At 64.1% G+C, this 14186-nt stretch carries 13 protein-coding genes and 1 tRNA gene; 12 read left to right on the plus strand and 2 right to left on the minus strand.

The window, feature by feature from the left end; translation table 11 throughout:
- The first annotated feature begins 67 nt into the window (after positions 1 to 67).
- The 9 genes from modA (at position 68) to gluQRS (ending at position 9031) form a co-directional block, all read left to right on the plus strand.
- Positions 68 to 832 carry a molybdate ABC transporter substrate-binding protein gene (gene modA / locus ACOZ9V_RS08910; RefSeq protein ID WP_434595204.1) on the plus strand — a complete coding sequence of 255 codons (765 nt, stop codon included), beginning with the start codon at positions 68 to 70 and terminating at the stop codon, positions 830 to 832.
- Between the two features lie 2 nt (positions 833 to 834).
- Positions 835 to 2568 carry an ABC transporter permease gene (locus ACOZ9V_RS08915; RefSeq protein ID WP_434595206.1) on the plus strand — a complete coding sequence of 578 codons (1734 nt, stop codon included), beginning with the start codon at positions 835 to 837 and terminating at the stop codon, positions 2566 to 2568.
- Between the two features lie 28 nt (positions 2569 to 2596).
- On the plus strand, positions 2597 to 4288 hold the full coding sequence (locus ACOZ9V_RS08920; protein WP_172169332.1) for an AMP-binding protein: 1692 nt from the start codon (positions 2597 to 2599) through the stop codon (positions 4286 to 4288).
- A gap of 127 nt (positions 4289 to 4415) precedes the next feature.
- Positions 4416 to 5165, plus strand: a complete 750-nt coding sequence (locus ACOZ9V_RS08925; RefSeq protein WP_374990246.1) for an amino acid ABC transporter ATP-binding protein — start codon at positions 4416 to 4418, stop codon at positions 5163 to 5165.
- 45 nt (positions 5166 to 5210) lie between these two features.
- Positions 5211 to 6110: a glutamate ABC transporter substrate-binding protein gene (locus tag ACOZ9V_RS08930; protein ID WP_139467106.1), complete on the plus strand. Its 900-nt coding sequence runs from the start codon at positions 5211 to 5213 to the stop codon at positions 6108 to 6110.
- Between the two features lie 68 nt (positions 6111 to 6178).
- Positions 6179 to 6841, plus strand: a complete 663-nt coding sequence (locus ACOZ9V_RS08935; RefSeq protein WP_092014068.1) for an amino acid ABC transporter permease — start codon at positions 6179 to 6181, stop codon at positions 6839 to 6841.
- Entirely contained in the window at positions 6838 to 7680 is an 843-nt protein-coding gene (locus tag ACOZ9V_RS08940) for an amino acid ABC transporter permease (RefSeq protein ID WP_139907983.1), read from the plus strand. Before ACOZ9V_RS08935 ends, ACOZ9V_RS08940 begins: the two co-directional genes overlap by 4 nt.
- Before the next feature lie 95 nt (positions 7681 to 7775).
- Positions 7776 to 8096, plus strand: a complete 321-nt coding sequence (locus ACOZ9V_RS08945; protein WP_139467109.1) for a GNAT family N-acetyltransferase — start codon at positions 7776 to 7778, stop codon at positions 8094 to 8096.
- Positions 8093 to 9031, plus strand: a complete 939-nt coding sequence (gluQRS, locus tag ACOZ9V_RS08950) for a tRNA glutamyl-Q(34) synthetase GluQRS (protein WP_181270479.1) — start codon at positions 8093 to 8095, stop codon at positions 9029 to 9031. Before ACOZ9V_RS08945 ends, gluQRS begins: the two co-directional genes overlap by 4 nt.
- Before the next feature lie 44 nt (positions 9032 to 9075).
- Here the strand turns inward: gluQRS and ACOZ9V_RS08955 are convergent, their stop codons facing one another.
- Together ACOZ9V_RS08955 and ACOZ9V_RS08960 are read right to left on the minus strand one after the other, a co-directional pair.
- Positions 9076 to 10287 (minus strand): glycosyltransferase, encoded by a 1212-nt coding sequence (locus ACOZ9V_RS08955; protein WP_318278510.1) that lies wholly within the window; start codon positions 10285 to 10287, stop codon positions 9076 to 9078.
- Positions 10288 to 11199 (minus strand): DMT family transporter, encoded by a 912-nt coding sequence (locus ACOZ9V_RS08960; RefSeq protein ID WP_229663917.1) that lies wholly within the window; start codon positions 11197 to 11199, stop codon positions 10288 to 10290.
- A 256-nt stretch (positions 11200 to 11455) separates the two neighbouring features.
- Here ACOZ9V_RS08960 and ACOZ9V_RS08965 point away from each other — a divergent pair.
- From ACOZ9V_RS08965 to ACOZ9V_RS08975, 3 genes are all read left to right on the plus strand, one after another.
- A tRNA-Asn gene (locus ACOZ9V_RS08965) sits at positions 11456 to 11528 on the plus strand.
- A gap of 110 nt (positions 11529 to 11638) precedes the next feature.
- Positions 11639 to 12661, plus strand: a complete 1023-nt coding sequence (locus tag ACOZ9V_RS08970; protein WP_139467115.1) for an LLM class flavin-dependent oxidoreductase — start codon at positions 11639 to 11641, stop codon at positions 12659 to 12661.
- Positions 12662 to 12753: 92 nt separating this feature from the next.
- The gene (locus ACOZ9V_RS08975) at positions 12754 to 14175 is read left to right on the plus strand and encodes an MFS transporter (RefSeq protein WP_180345525.1); all 1422 of its coding nucleotides are present in this window, start codon (positions 12754 to 12756) and stop codon (positions 14173 to 14175) included.
- The last annotated feature ends 11 nt before the right edge of the window (positions 14176 to 14186 follow it).

A 14186-nucleotide genomic window follows, 5' to 3' on the forward strand; every position in this document is an offset into this window, starting at 1 on the left:
AATTATCCGAGTCTCATAATCGGAACTGAAGTCGACACGGAACCGCATCTGCGGGTTCAATGGGGGTATGAAGAAAACCCTGCTGGGGCTCTGCACCGTCGCAGCCCTGACCCTGACCGCCTGCTCCTCCGGACCCGACACGGGGGCCGAAGCGGACCAACCGGAAGAGATCACCGTCTTCGCCGCCGCTTCGCTCACCGAAGTCTTCGAAGACATCGCCGATGAGTTCACGGCCGCCGACCCGAACGCACCCGAGGTGAAGTTCTCCTTCGCCGGATCGTCCGACCTGGTCTCCCAGATCTCCGAAGGCGCCCCCGCCGACGTCATCGCCACCGCTGATGAGAAGACCATGGACACGCTGGAGAACGACGATCTGCTCGCCGGCGATCCTGAGATGTTCGCTTCGAACACGCTCACCCTGGCCGTGGCCGACGGCAATCCGAAGGCGATCAAGAGCTCCAAGGACTTCTCCGGCAATGACCTCGTCGTCTGCGCGCCTCAGGTGCCTTGCGGAGCCGCGACGGAGAAGTGGGCCGAGACCAATGACGTCGAACTCGATCCGGTCAGCGAAGAGAACTCGGTCACCGATGTCCTCGGCAAGGTGGGCGCCGGACAGGCCGATGCGGGAATCGTCTACGTCACTGATATCGCCCGTGGCGACGGCAAGGTCGAACAGGTCGATCTCGACGGCGCAGACAAGGTCATCAACAAGTACCCGGCCGCCACCGTCAAGGCCAGCGAGAACCAGGACCAAGCCGATGCCTTCGTGAAGTTCCTCGGCTCCGACACAGCCCAGAAGCTGCTGCGCGACGCCGGTTTCGCCGCAGGCTGACAATGCCCGCGCCCTCCCCGAACTCACCGGAGACGTCCCCGCCCCGCCGAGAGAGGCGGCTCAGATCGGATCCGCTCATCCCGGGCTGGCTGTGGCTGCCCGCCGTCATCGGCATCGTCTTCCTGCTCCTGCCGATCATCGGCCTGCTCACCCGGGTTGAACCGCAGGGTCTGCTTGCCGTGATCGCGGCCGAGGAATCCCGACTGGCGATGAAGCTGTCCCTGCTGACCTCGGTGACCTCGGCCCTCATCAGCGTCCTCATCGGCTTTCCCCTCGGGTACCTGCTCGCCACCCGAACGTTCCCCGGCCAGCGCATCGTCCGCACCCTCATCCTGCTGCCCCTCGTGCTGCCACCGGTGGTCAGCGGACTCGCACTGCTCTACACCTGGGGCCGGTCGGCCATCCTCGGCGGCGGACTCGAGGCGGCGGGCCTCAGCCTCGCCTACACCACCTCGGCGGTGATTATGGCGCAGGTCTTCGTGTCCCTGCCGTTCATGGTCATGTCTGTCGAGACCGCCACCGCTGGGCTCGGCCGCCGCTATGAGCTCACCGCCGCCGAGCTCGGCGCGAAACCCAATCGCGTCTTCTTCACCGTCACCCTGCCGCTGCTCCGACACGGGATCATCACGGGTGCCGTGCTGTGCTTCGCTCGCTCGCTCGGCGAGTTCGGGGCGACGCTGACCTTCGCCGGGTCGCTGTCCGGCGTCACCAGGACGATGCCGCTGCAGATCTATCTCGTGCGCGAATCCGACCCGCAGGCAGCCATCGGCCTCTCGCTCCTGCTCATCGCCATCGCCGTGCTCATCATCATCCTCGCCTACCGGTCCCCGCACGCTCCCCGCCTGAAGTCCCCGCGCAGTTCCCCGACGCCCACTCCCGCCGCCACGGTCCCGGCCGCCGCCCCCGCCGAGGCGGCCCCGCGCTCCCCGACGGATGTATCCGAACGTGGGGGAGCGGAGAGCACAGACGCGCAATCCGCTGACCCCGGGCAGGGCATCAGTGCCGAAATCCGACTCAGTGCCCGTGGAATCGCACTGGATCTCAGTTCGCCTCGACCGGAAACCACCGCAATCATCGGTCGCAACGGGGCCGGAAAATCCACCCTGTTCCAGGTACTCACCGGAGCCCTCGTGCCCGACTCCGGACGACTCCGCATCGGGGAGGACACGGTGTTCGATATCGCCGCGGGCCTGTGGCCACCCGTCCACGATCGCGGCATCGTCCATCTCGCGCAGAACCCGCTCCTGTTCCCGCACCTCAACGTCATCGAGAACGTCAGCTTCGGTCTGCGGGCTTTGGGCGCGTCTCGCGGCGCCGCACATGGACGCGCGCAGGCGATGCTCGACCGCCTCGGCGTGGGGCAGTGCGCGAACCGCAGACCGGACGCCGTCTCCGGCGGGCAGGCCGCCCGCATCGCCCTGGCTCGTGCTCTCGTCGTCGAGCCGAAGCTGCTGCTGCTCGACGAGCCTCTCGCCGCCCTCGACGTGGATGTGGCAGTCGAGACCCGGCAAGTGGTGGCCCGACTGCTCAAGGGGCGCAGTGCACTGCTCGTCACTCATGACGTCGACGATGTCACCGCCTTGGCCGACTCCCTGGTTCTGGTCGAGAACGGAAGCGTCGCCCACTCGGCTCCCATCGGGCAGGTCGACCCCGAATCCGCAGGTGAGGCCGCTGAATTCCTCCTCAGCTTTTGCATGCGGGACCGTGACGGAATAGTGTGCAATCAGTCACAGTGAAAATTGGCATGCAAGGGAGCACACCGCAGTGTCCGAATTGTCTTACTCGTCGGGAACTTCGACGGAACCGCTGCTCGGGATCACCATCGCCGAGCACATCAAACGCACCGCAGCCGAGAATCCCGAAGCGCTGGCATTGGTCGATCGGCATTCGAACCGGAGGTGGACGTACTCCGACTTCGATCGTGATACCGACGCACTGGCCATCGGTCTTCTCGAACGTGGGGTGAAGAAGGGCGACCGCGTCGGCATCTGGGCGCAGAACGTCGGTGAATGGGCGCTCGTCCAGTACGCCACGGCGAAGATCGGGGCGATCCTCGTCAACGTCAACCCCGCCTACCGCAGCCACGAACTCGAGTTCGTCGTCGAACAGTCCGGAATGAGCCTGATGATCTCGCAGATCGTCGCACCTCCGCACTCGGACTTCCATGCCATCGCCACCGAGGTGGCGGCCAAGATCCCCGGCCTCGACCTCGTCTTCCTCGACACTGTCACCGAGGACCTCATCGGCGGTGTCACGGTGGGCGAGCGCGAATCCTTCGCCCACCTCATCGAGCAGGGTCGCGAGATGCTCGACGACGAAGGGGCGAAATACGCGGTGCGGTTGCAGCAGCTCATCGACGACCTCTCGGCCGATGATCCGATCAACATCCAATACACGTCCGGAACGACCGGATTCCCCAAGGGCGTGACGCTCAGCCACCACAACATCCTCAACAACGGCTTCTTCATCGGCGAGATGCTCTCGTACACCCCCGCCGACACCGTGGTCGTTCCCGTGCCGTACTACCACTGCTTCGGCATGGTCATCGGCAACCTGGCCGCACTCAGCCATGGCGCAGCGATCGTGCTTCCGGCTCCCGCCTTCGACCCGGTGGCGACGATGCGGGCGGTCACCGAAGAGCAGGCCACCTCGCTCTACGGTGTACCGACGATGTTCATCGCGGAACTCGAGCATCCGCAGTTCGCGGAATTCGACTTCTCCTCGCTGCGCACCGGTGTCATGGCCGGTTCGCCCTGCCCGGTCAATACGATGCGTCGAGTCATCGACGATATGAACATGTCCGAAGTCGCCATCTGCTACGGCATGACGGAGACCGCGCCGGTGTCGATGATGACGCGAGTGGATGACTCACTGGAGAAGCGCACCGAGACGGTCGGCCGAGTCATGCCCCACCTGGAGATCAAGATCGTCGACCCCGTCACCGGACAGACCGTTCCGCGCGGCCAGAAGGGCGAATTCTGCACTCGCGGATACGCTGTCATGCTCGGCTACTGGAATCAGCCGGACAAGACGGCCGAAACCATCGATGCGGCTCGCTGGATCCACACCGGCGACCTGGCCATCATGGACGACGATGGGTACGTCGACATCTCCGGACGGATCAAGGACATGGTCATCCGCGGAGGCGAGAACATCTATCCGCGCGAGGTCGAGGAATTCCTCTACCATCATCCCGCGATCCGCGACGTCCAGGTCGTCGGCGTCTCCGATGAGAAGTACGGCGAGGAGCTCATGGCGTGGGTGATCCTCAAGGACGGATTCGACTCGCTCACCGCCGACGAGGTCCGTGAGTTCTGCTCCGGCAGACTCGCTCATTTCAAGATCCCTCGCTATGTCGAAGTCCGTGAGTCGTTTCCGATGACCGTATCGGGCAAGATCCGCAAGATCGAGCTGCGCAGAGAGGGCGAGAAGCTCGCTCACACGGCCGACGCCTGAGGGCGACGGGCACATCCAGGCAGGAACTGCAGCCGGATGAGTGCTCGAGGTCACAAGTCGGTTGCAGTTCTGTCTGCCCGGGGCGTGCCGTTCTTCTGCGCGCCCATATTCACTAGGATCACAACATATGAGAGCTGAATCACCACCACTGGTGTCCTTGAGCAATGTCGAGAAGCACTACGGCGACTTCCATGCGCTGAAGAACGTCAACCTCGATATCGCCGAACGCGAGGTCGTCGTCGTCATCGGCCCCTCCGGCTCGGGCAAATCGACCCTGTGCCGGACGATCAATCGGCTGGAGACCATCACCTCCGGCAGCATCACGATCGATGGCAGGGAACTGCCCGCCGAAGGCGCTGCCCTGGCTCAGCTGCGCTCCGACGTCGGCATGGTGTTCCAGGCCTTCAACCTCTTCGCCCACAAGACGATCCTTGAGAACGTCACTCTGGGACCGATCAAGGTACGCAAGATCCCGAAGTCCGAGGCGGACAAGCAGGCGATGGCGCTGCTCGAACGCGTCGGCGTCGCCCACCAGGCCGACAAGTATCCGGCTCAGCTCTCCGGTGGTCAGCAGCAGCGTGTTGCGATTGCCCGGTCTCTGGCGATGAAGCCGAAGGTGATGCTCTTCGACGAGCCCACCTCGGCGTTGGACCCGGAGATGATCAACGAAGTCCTCGACGTCATGGTCGGACTCGCCGAGGAGGGAATGACCATGGTCGTGGTCACTCACGAGATGGGCTTCGCCCGCAAAGCCGCCCATCGTGTGGTGTTCATGGCCGACGGGGAGATCGTCGAAGTCTCCGAACCCGAGGAGTTCTTCACGAACCCCCAGAGCGCCCGAGCCAAAGACTTCCTATCGAAGATCCTCACCAACTGACACAACCGCTTTCAATCAGCACCACCTCACTCACAAGGAGAGACCATGAAGAAGCTCAGACTGGCGGTCGCCTCGGTGGCCATCGGAATGCTGGCACTCAGCGGCTGCGGCCAGGGCGGAACCCCGGATGCACCTGCCGACGGAGACGGAGCCAAGGCAGAAGCACCCGAATACACGGTCAACGAGAGCGCGGACATCGCCGACTCGAAGACGTGGAAGGCGGCGAAGGACGCCGGCGAGATCACCATCGGCGTGAAGTACGATCAGCCGGGTCTCGGCAACGTCTCGGCCGGATCGAAGACGCCCGAGGGCTTCGATATCGAGATCGCGAAGATGGTCGCCGCACAGCTCGGTTTCAAGCCCGACCAGATCAAGTACACGGAGACCGTCTCGGCCAACCGTGAGCCGTTCCTGCAGCAGGGCAACGTCGACATGGTCGTCGCCACCTACACGATCAACGACGAGCGCAAGAAGGTCGTCGACTTCGCCGGGCCGTACTACGTCGCCGGTCAGGATCTGCTCGTGGCCGAGGACTCCGATATCGCCGGCCCTGAGGACCTCGACGGCAAGAAGGTCTGCTCCGTCGACGGTTCGACTCCGGCACAGAACATCAAGGACAAGTACAAGAAGGCCGAACTCGTCACCTACGATGCCTACTCGAAGTGCGTCACCGACCTGCAGTCGGGATCCGTCGACGCGGTGACCACCGATGACGCGATCCTGCGCGGCTATGCCAAGCAGTACGAAGGCGAATTCAAAGTCGTCGGCAAGCCCTTCACCGAGGAGCCCTACGGTGTCGGACTGCCCAAGGACGACAAGGCCCTGCGGGACGCGGTCAACGATGCTCTGGAGAAGGGCATGGACGACGGCGATTGGAAGAAGGCATTCGAATACACACTCGGATCCACCGATGGTGTCGACATGCCCAAGGTCGACCGCTACTGACCCAGTCCACAGATTGACATGATGCGAGGGCACCGTGCGGTGCCCTCGCATCGATTAAGGAATCTGCCATGGATTTCCTGGAGCTTCTCCAGATGTTCCTCTCCGGCGCGTGGGGAACGATCAGACTCTTCACCGTCGCCCTGATCGGATCGATGATCCTCGGTACGGTACTCGCCGCCATGCGTGTCTCACCGACCCCGGTGCTGCGCATCGCCGCATCGACGTACATCAACGTCGTCCGGAACACTCCGCTGACGCTCGTGATGTTCTTCTGTGCATTCGGACTGCCGTTCCTCGACATCCGATTCGGGTCGACGAGTTCTTTCAACTCCTTCGTCTACGCCACGATCGCTCTCATCGCCTACACCGCGTGCTTCGTTGCGGAGACGCTGAAGTCGGGAATCTCGACGATTCCCGTCGGACAGGCCGAAGCCGCCCGCGCAGTAGGCCTGAGTTTCGGACAGACCTTGAGCGAAGTGGTTCTGCCTCAGGCCTTCCGAACGGTCATCCCGCCCCTGGGCAGTGTGATCATCGCGATGCTCAAGAACACCTCGATCGCTTCGGCGTTCAACAACCGAGAGCTGATCTCCGCGATGCGCAATGCCATCGAAATCCGCGGTGACCTCGTCATCCCGATTCTGTTCGGCACCGCATTGGCCTATCTGATCCTGGCTCTGCTGCTCGGCCGTGTCTTCGACTACCTGGAGAAGAAGCTGGTGATTCTGCGATGAGCGCACCCACTCAAGTGCTGTTCGACGAACCGGGGCCGAAGTCCCGCCGGAACAACATCATCCTCTCGATCGTGTCGCTGATCGTGCTGTTGGCTCTCGTGGCGTTTGTGATCTGGAAATTCGCCGACGCCGGTCAGCTCGAACCCGAGAAGTGGTACCCCTTCACCTTCGCGCAGATTCAGACCGTCCTTCTCCAAGGCATGCTCGCGACCCTCAAAGTCGCGGTCGTGGCATCGGTCCTTGCCTTGGTGGTCGGAGTGGTCTTCGCCCTCCTGCGGCTCTCACACAAGAAAGTCATCTCGGTTCCCGGAACGATCGTCCTCGAATTCTTCCGCGGCGTGCCCGTGCTGCTGCTCATCTTCGCGATGTTCCTCCTCTTCGGCAACGAGATCGGTGCCTTCTGGTCGGTCGTCTTCGGCCTGACTCTCTACAACGGAATGGTGCTGGCCGAGATCATCCGCGCAGGCATTCTCGCCGTCCCCACCGGGCAGCGTGAAGCGGCCATGGCGATCGGGCTGCGCTCGGGGCAGGTGATGAGCCTGGTGCTCATGCCGCAGGCGCTGCGAGCGATGATGCCGACGATCATCGCCCAGATCGTCGTGCTCCTGAAGGATTCGGCCCTGGGCTTCATCGTCACGTATCAAGACCTGCTCTACCAGGTGAACCTCATCGGTCGTGAGTACAACAACCTGCTGCCGACGTTCATCGTCGGTGCGGCACTGTTCATCATCATCAACATGATCGTCGCCGGGTTCGCCCGCTGGCTCGAGTCCCGACTCCAGCGCAAGACCACCGCCGACACCGAGGCCGACGGCCTGACCTCGAAGATCGTCGACTGACTCTGCAGTCGCGAACAGGGCCCGGTCGGCAGCGACCGGGCCCTCGTTCGACCATGTATCGTTCACATAGGAGTCGGCCATGAAGGAGTGCATCAATGCCACAGCCTCAACTCAGCCCCACACCGGTTCGAGTAGTGAAGAACATCGACCGCGAACGGTACGAGCTGTTCACCGATGAGACACCGGGAGAGTTCATCGGGTTCCTCGCCTACCAGGTCATCGATGACCACACCCTGGAACTCCAGCACACGATCATCTCCGAAGGCTTCTCCCGACGAGGCTTCGCCCGTACCCTCGTCACTCGGGTGCTCGACCTCATTCGGGCCGACGAGTCGACCCTCGTGCCGACCTGTTCGTACGTGCAGGACTACCTCGAGCGGTTCCCGCAGTACGGCGATCTCGTGGCCCATCAGTGACGGAGAGACCTCGAGGCGGCGGGGCCGGCCGTTTCGCTCCGAGCCCGAGCGGTGACCTCCACATCGGCAATATCCGCTCCGGGCTGCTCAGCTATGTGCGTGCCCGGCAGACGGGCCGGCGATTCCTGTGGCGGATCGAAGACCTCGATCGGGTGAAGGTCGGCGCGGCCGCCTCACAGCTTCAGGTCTTCGCCGATCTCGGCGTCGTCCCGGACGAGGCGCCGCTGGTCCAATCCGAACGCACTGCCGAATACGCCGCTGCGCTTGCGAGGCTGGAGGCGGACGGACTCGTCTACGAATGCTATTGCTCACGCAAAGACATCGCTCAGGCCCCCAGTGCACCGCACGCACCACCCGGAGCCTACCCGGGGACCTGTCGCCGCCTCGGGGAAGAGGAGCGCGAGTCCGCCCGGCTGAGGCTCGAAGCGAACGACCGGCGGCCGGCGCTGCGTCTGCGCGCGGACAATCGAGTTCACAGCATCGACGATGTGCTGCTCGGCCGGGTGGAGGCGGTCGTCGACGATCTCGTGCTGCGGCGAGGTGACGGTGTCTTCGCCTACAATCTCACCGTCGTCGTCGATGATGCAGCGACCGGAATCGACGAGATCCTGCGCGGGGACGATCTCGCTTCTTCGGCACCCAGGCAGGCGTATCTGGCTCGGCTGCTTGGTCTGGCCGAACCGGGCTGGGTGCATGTTCCGCTGGTGCTCAACGAGTGCGGTCAGCGGTTGGCCAAACGTGATGGAGCGGTGACTTATCAGCAGCTGTGCGGCCTCGGATGGACCAACGAGGACCTCTTCGCCTGGATGCAGCAGTCGCTGGGATTCGCCGGAGACGGTGGCCCGTGGAGATCCGTCGACGATATGGTCAGCGGCATCGATTTCGCCCGGATGTCCACGACGCCGACGGTCTTCATCCCGCCTGCGGGTTCCTAGGGCCGAATCCGCTCATGCCGGCGCCTCGTCAGGCCGCTTCTTCATCAGGCTGCTGACGAGTCGACGGCGTCTCGGATGACTCCGTCGTAGATCGCTTCGAACGTGTCGAGAGTGTATTCGATATCGTGTTTGGCCACGACGTCGAGCGACGCCTTCGACATGGCATCGAGTTCATCATCGGGCATTCGGCAGATACGGGTGAACCGGTCAGCCAGCGCATCTGTGTCGCGCGGCGGGAACAGGTACCCGTTGACTTCGTCGCGGACGAGGTGCGGCAGAGCCACCGCATCGGCGAGGACCACGGGTTTGCGCGACGCCAGCGCCTCCAGCGTAGCGATGGACTGCAGCTCAGCGGTCGAGGGCATGCAGAAGAAGGTGCAGCGCTGGTAGGCCTCCATGAGCGCCTCGTCACTGATCTTCCCGAGCACATGCACACGATCGGCGATGCCGAGTTCGACAGCCAGCTGCTTCAGCGGCTCCTCCTGGTCACCACCGCCGACGATATCGGCTTCGAGCCCCAGCGCTGGATCGGTCTTCGCCACGGCCTCGACGATGTCGGCGGCGTGCTTCTCCGAGGAGAGTCGGCCGACGAAGAGAACACGCGGGGGAACGGCCCGCGACGCGGCGCAGTCGAGTTCGCGCAGATGAGCGAAGCGTTCCAGGTCGATCCCGCAGGACACCGCCCTGATGGGCGAGGAGAACCCGTTCTCGGTGAGCAGATCGGCGGCCAGCTGCGTCGGAACCGTGATGAAATCGGCGGACTGGAACTTCCGGCGCAGATCCCACCAGGCGATGGCGGTGCCGCCGTCGAGAACGGCCTTCGGAGCCTTGAGATAGGGGCGGACGTTGTCGGGCATGAAGTGGTTCGTGGCCACGACAGGGATTCCGCGCCTGATCGATTCGGAGAAGGCATAGCGGCCGATGACGAAATGCGCCTGAGTATGCACGACATCGGGGCGGACGCTGTCGAGGAGTCGCGAGAGCTCGGGCTTCGTCTCCCACGGCATGCAGATCATCCACGTCGGGTGCAGAGGCCATCTGTGAGCGGTGAGGCGGTGGACGGTGACCCCGTTCTCGACACTGACCGAGGGTTTGCCCGTGGCCGAGGGGCAGGCCACGTGGACATCATTCCCGCGAGCGGCGAGACCTTCGGCCAAGCGCTCGGCGAACTTCGCGGCACCATTGACTTCGGGGGCGTACGTCTCCGCCGGGATGAGGATGCGGCGTTTCGGGGTGGGACGGTGCGCAGACAGGATTCAGCTCTCCTCGGTGTCGGTCATGGTGTCGGAACGGCGGGCGTTCCTGCGCTGAGCTTCTCGATCTCTGACATCGGGATGATACCGCGACAATACAACGACGGCTGCGCAGGCGACCAATCCGGTGAGAGAGATGAGGATGATGAGCCAGACGGGGGAGTGAGCCGCCTCGCCGAGGACGACGGTGCCGAGGATCACGGCACCGATCGGGTCGATGACGGTCAGGCCGGCGATGACCATCTCCGGGGGGCCCGCGGCATAGGAATTCTGGACGAACAGGGACCCCAGGGCAACTGCCGCCAGCAGCGCCGCGACGTTGATCCAGGTGACCTGGTCGAGTCCGGCCTGGAGGAACTGGACGCTGACCAGGTGAGCGTTCGTCGCCACACAGGCGAACAGCAGGCCGGCGGCGATGATGAGCACGAGCTGAGGGGCGTGGCGGAAGACCACCACGATCACCAGGCCGACCGCCACGGCAACGGCAGTGATCCAGAACAGCGGCATCGCATCGGCTCCGAGGTGGACCTCCGATTGTGCCGTCGTCGCCGATAGCGCGACGAAGAGCGTCACCCCGGCGGTACACCAGACGACTGACTGGACGAGTCGCCTGTTGACCTTGAGCCCACGGTGGCGGACGCCGAGCAGCACCGAGACGATGAGTGAGAACGCTCCGATCGGCTGCACGACCATCACCGGAGCCAGCGCCAGGGCCACGAAATTGCCCGCCGTTCCCACTCCGAGGATGATCAGTCCGAGCAGCCACCGACGATTGCGCAGCAGTTCGGTGAAATGGGCCCAGCTCAGGCCGTTGTGGGAGTCATCCTGCCCGGCGACCGCATCGTGCTGATACAAGGCGCCATAGGCCAGTGCCACGGCCGCGAGGACGGCGAGGGCGATTGCCACTATGGTCACGATGAGTCTTCCGGTATCGACGGTGTAGATGTGGAGAGCGGATCGCTTCGAGTCTATCGCGCGAGGCGGCGGCGAAGATGGCCGCAGACTGTGTTTGTCCTGACTGTAAGGCAACCCTGCGGCGACAGGTGGGGAAACCCTCAGCGCCGTGGCCGAAGCACCCTCAATGCTGTGAGCTAAAGCACTCGTCACGGTTTTGTTCGCCGGCCCGGGGGTTTGCTAAGCTGGAACACACGTCCGCAGGAAACTGCGGCATTCCTCCGTAGCTCAGTTGGCAGAGCATTCGACTGTTAATCGAAGGGTCGCTGGTTCGAGCCCAGCCGGGGGAGCAGCCAAGGCCCCGTCCGTTAGGACGGGGCCTTCGTCGTTGCCCGACACCGCGCTCGGGGTCGTCGACGTGGCTGGGGAATAGGCTCTGCACGCGGCGGGTTCATCTGGCATGAAGTCTTTCGGATTCCTCAGTTTCGGTCACTACGACCTTGGCGGCGACCTCGACGCCGGGCGGATGCTGCGCGATGCGGTGGAGATCTCCGTCGGTGCCGACGAGCTCGGCGTCAACGGCGCCTACTTCCGAGTCCACCATCTCGCGACCCAGGCGGCCTCTCCCATTCCGCTGCTGGCGACGATCGCCGCGAAGACCAGCAACATCGAGGTCGGCACCGGGGTCATCGACATGAGATATGAGAACCCGCTCTACCTCGCCGAGGAGGCCGCCGCCCTCGATCTGCTTTCCGACCAGCGAGTGGCGATGGGCATCAGTCGCGGGTCCCCGGAGCCTGCCCTGCGCGGATGGGAGGCGTTCGGCTACGAGGATCTCACCGAGCCGAAGGCCGCGAACATGGCCAGAGAGAAGTTCGATCGGTTCCTCCGGGCCGTCCGCGGCGAGGAACTTGCCCCGGCCGATCCGGAGCAGTTCGGTTCGGGGAAGCGTCTGCGCATCGAACCGCATTCCCCTGGCCTTGAACGCCGCATCTGGTGGGGAGCCGGGTCCGCCTCCACCGCCGAATGGGCTGCACATCAGGGTGTGAACCTGATGAGTTCGACTCTGCTCACCGAGGCGACAGGCGCCGCATTCGGAGACCTGCAGGCCGAGCAGATCGCCAGGTACCGTCAGGCATGGAGCGCCGCGGGGCACGGATGGACTCCACGAGTGTCCGTCAGCCGCAGCATCTTCCCGATCACCACTGACCTCGACGACCTCTACTTCGGTCGGCGTGGGGCAGGCCAAGGGGATCAGATCGGCATCATCGACGACACACGGTCGACGTTCGGCCGTACCTACGCAGGTGAACCGGACAAGCTGATCGAAGAGCTCAAGGCCGACGCGGCGATCGCGGCAGCCGATACCCTCATGCTCACCATCCCCAGTCAGCTCGGCGTCGACTACAACCTGCATATCCTCGAGTCCTTTGCCCAGCACGTCGCGCCGGCCCTGGGCTGGGTTCCTGCCGGACAGAGCTGAGACACGGGGCCGAACTGAACTGCATGAACGTAGGATGAGACGAGGCAGAGACGATGAGTAGCTGAGGGGGCCGCGTGAGCGAGAGCACGAAGATGACGCAGACGCAGAAGCGCATCCTCCTCATCGGCCTCGTTCCCCTCTTCATGTCCCTGCTGTCGGTGTCCAGCATCAACGTCGTCCTGCCGTCGATCGCTGCTGATATCGACGCTTCCACTTCGGCGCTGCAATGGGTGCTCACCGGTTATGCGCTGTCCTTCGGTGTGGTCCTCGTCGCCGCCGGACGTGCCGGAGACGTCTTCGGACGCGGACAGCTGTTCGCCATCGGAGTCGGCCTGTTCGGCCTGTCCTCGCTGGTGGCCGGAATCGCCCCGGATCCGCTGACGCTCAATATCTCCCGAGTGACCATGGGGCTGGGCTCGGGATTCCTCAACCCACAGGTCGTGGGCCTGCTGCAGCAGTATTTCCAGGGGCCGCCGCGCGGTCGTGCATTCGGGCTGATGGGCACCACCGTCGGTTTGTCGGTGGCCATCGGCCCTGTGCTCGGCGGTGCCCTCATCGCACTGTTCGGCAGCGACCTCGGCTGGAGAGCGACTTTCCTGGTCAATGTGCCCTTCGCCATCGCCTCTCTCATCCTCGCCCGGGCCTGGCTGCCTGCCGGCGCATGGCGACCCGCCGTCGACCAGGATGCGAAGAACTCCGATGGCGGCAAGGATCTCGACCCCGTGGGAGTCATCCTCCTCGGCGTCGGTGTCCTCCTCATCCTTCTGCCCTTCGTCGAATCATCGCTGGGCTGGTTCATCTGGCTGTCCCTGCCGATCGGCATCGGCATGATCTGGGTGTGGACCCGGTGGGAACGTCGGTACGCGCATCTGGGCCGTCCCCCGATGGTCGATCTCGATCTCTTTCGCATCCGCAGCTTCAGCAACGGTTCGATCATCATCGCCCTCTATTTCCTCGGCGTCACCAGCGTCTGGGTCCTCGTCGCCATGTACATGCAGCAGGGACTGGGACATACAGCCCTGGCCGCGGGAATGATCGGTCTGCCGGCCGCGCTGTGCTCGGCGGTCTCAGCCGACGTGTCCGGACGGTTCGTCTTCCAGATCGGGCGCCGCCTCGTCGTCTGGGGGATCGCGCTGTGCTTCGTCGGTCTGGTGGCCACGATCGCCGTCGTCGCGCTCCTGTCCCAGGGCATCGGCAGCGAGTGGTGGTTGCTGCTGACTCTGGCGTTCATCGGCACCGCGCAGGGCATGGTCATCAGCCCCAACCAGACTCTCACTCTGCAGGAGGTCCCCCTGAGATACGCCGGATCATCGGGAGGAGTGCTCCAGACCGGGCAGCGCATCGGCACTTCGATGGGGCTTGCGATCATGACCGCGCTGGCGTTCTCGATCACCGCGGTGAGCAATTGGCATTGGGGGATGATGGGGGCGTTCGTCGCCATCGCCGTCATCGTCATCCTCGCCGGAATCGTCGGTCTCATCGAGGTTCGCCGAGGCGGCCCCCGCCGGGCTTGAGTGCCGCTCGC

The organism is Brevibacterium sp. 1718, assembly GCF_051131255.1.
Taxonomy (GTDB): domain Bacteria; phylum Actinomycetota; class Actinomycetes; order Actinomycetales; family Brevibacteriaceae; genus Brevibacterium; species Brevibacterium sediminis.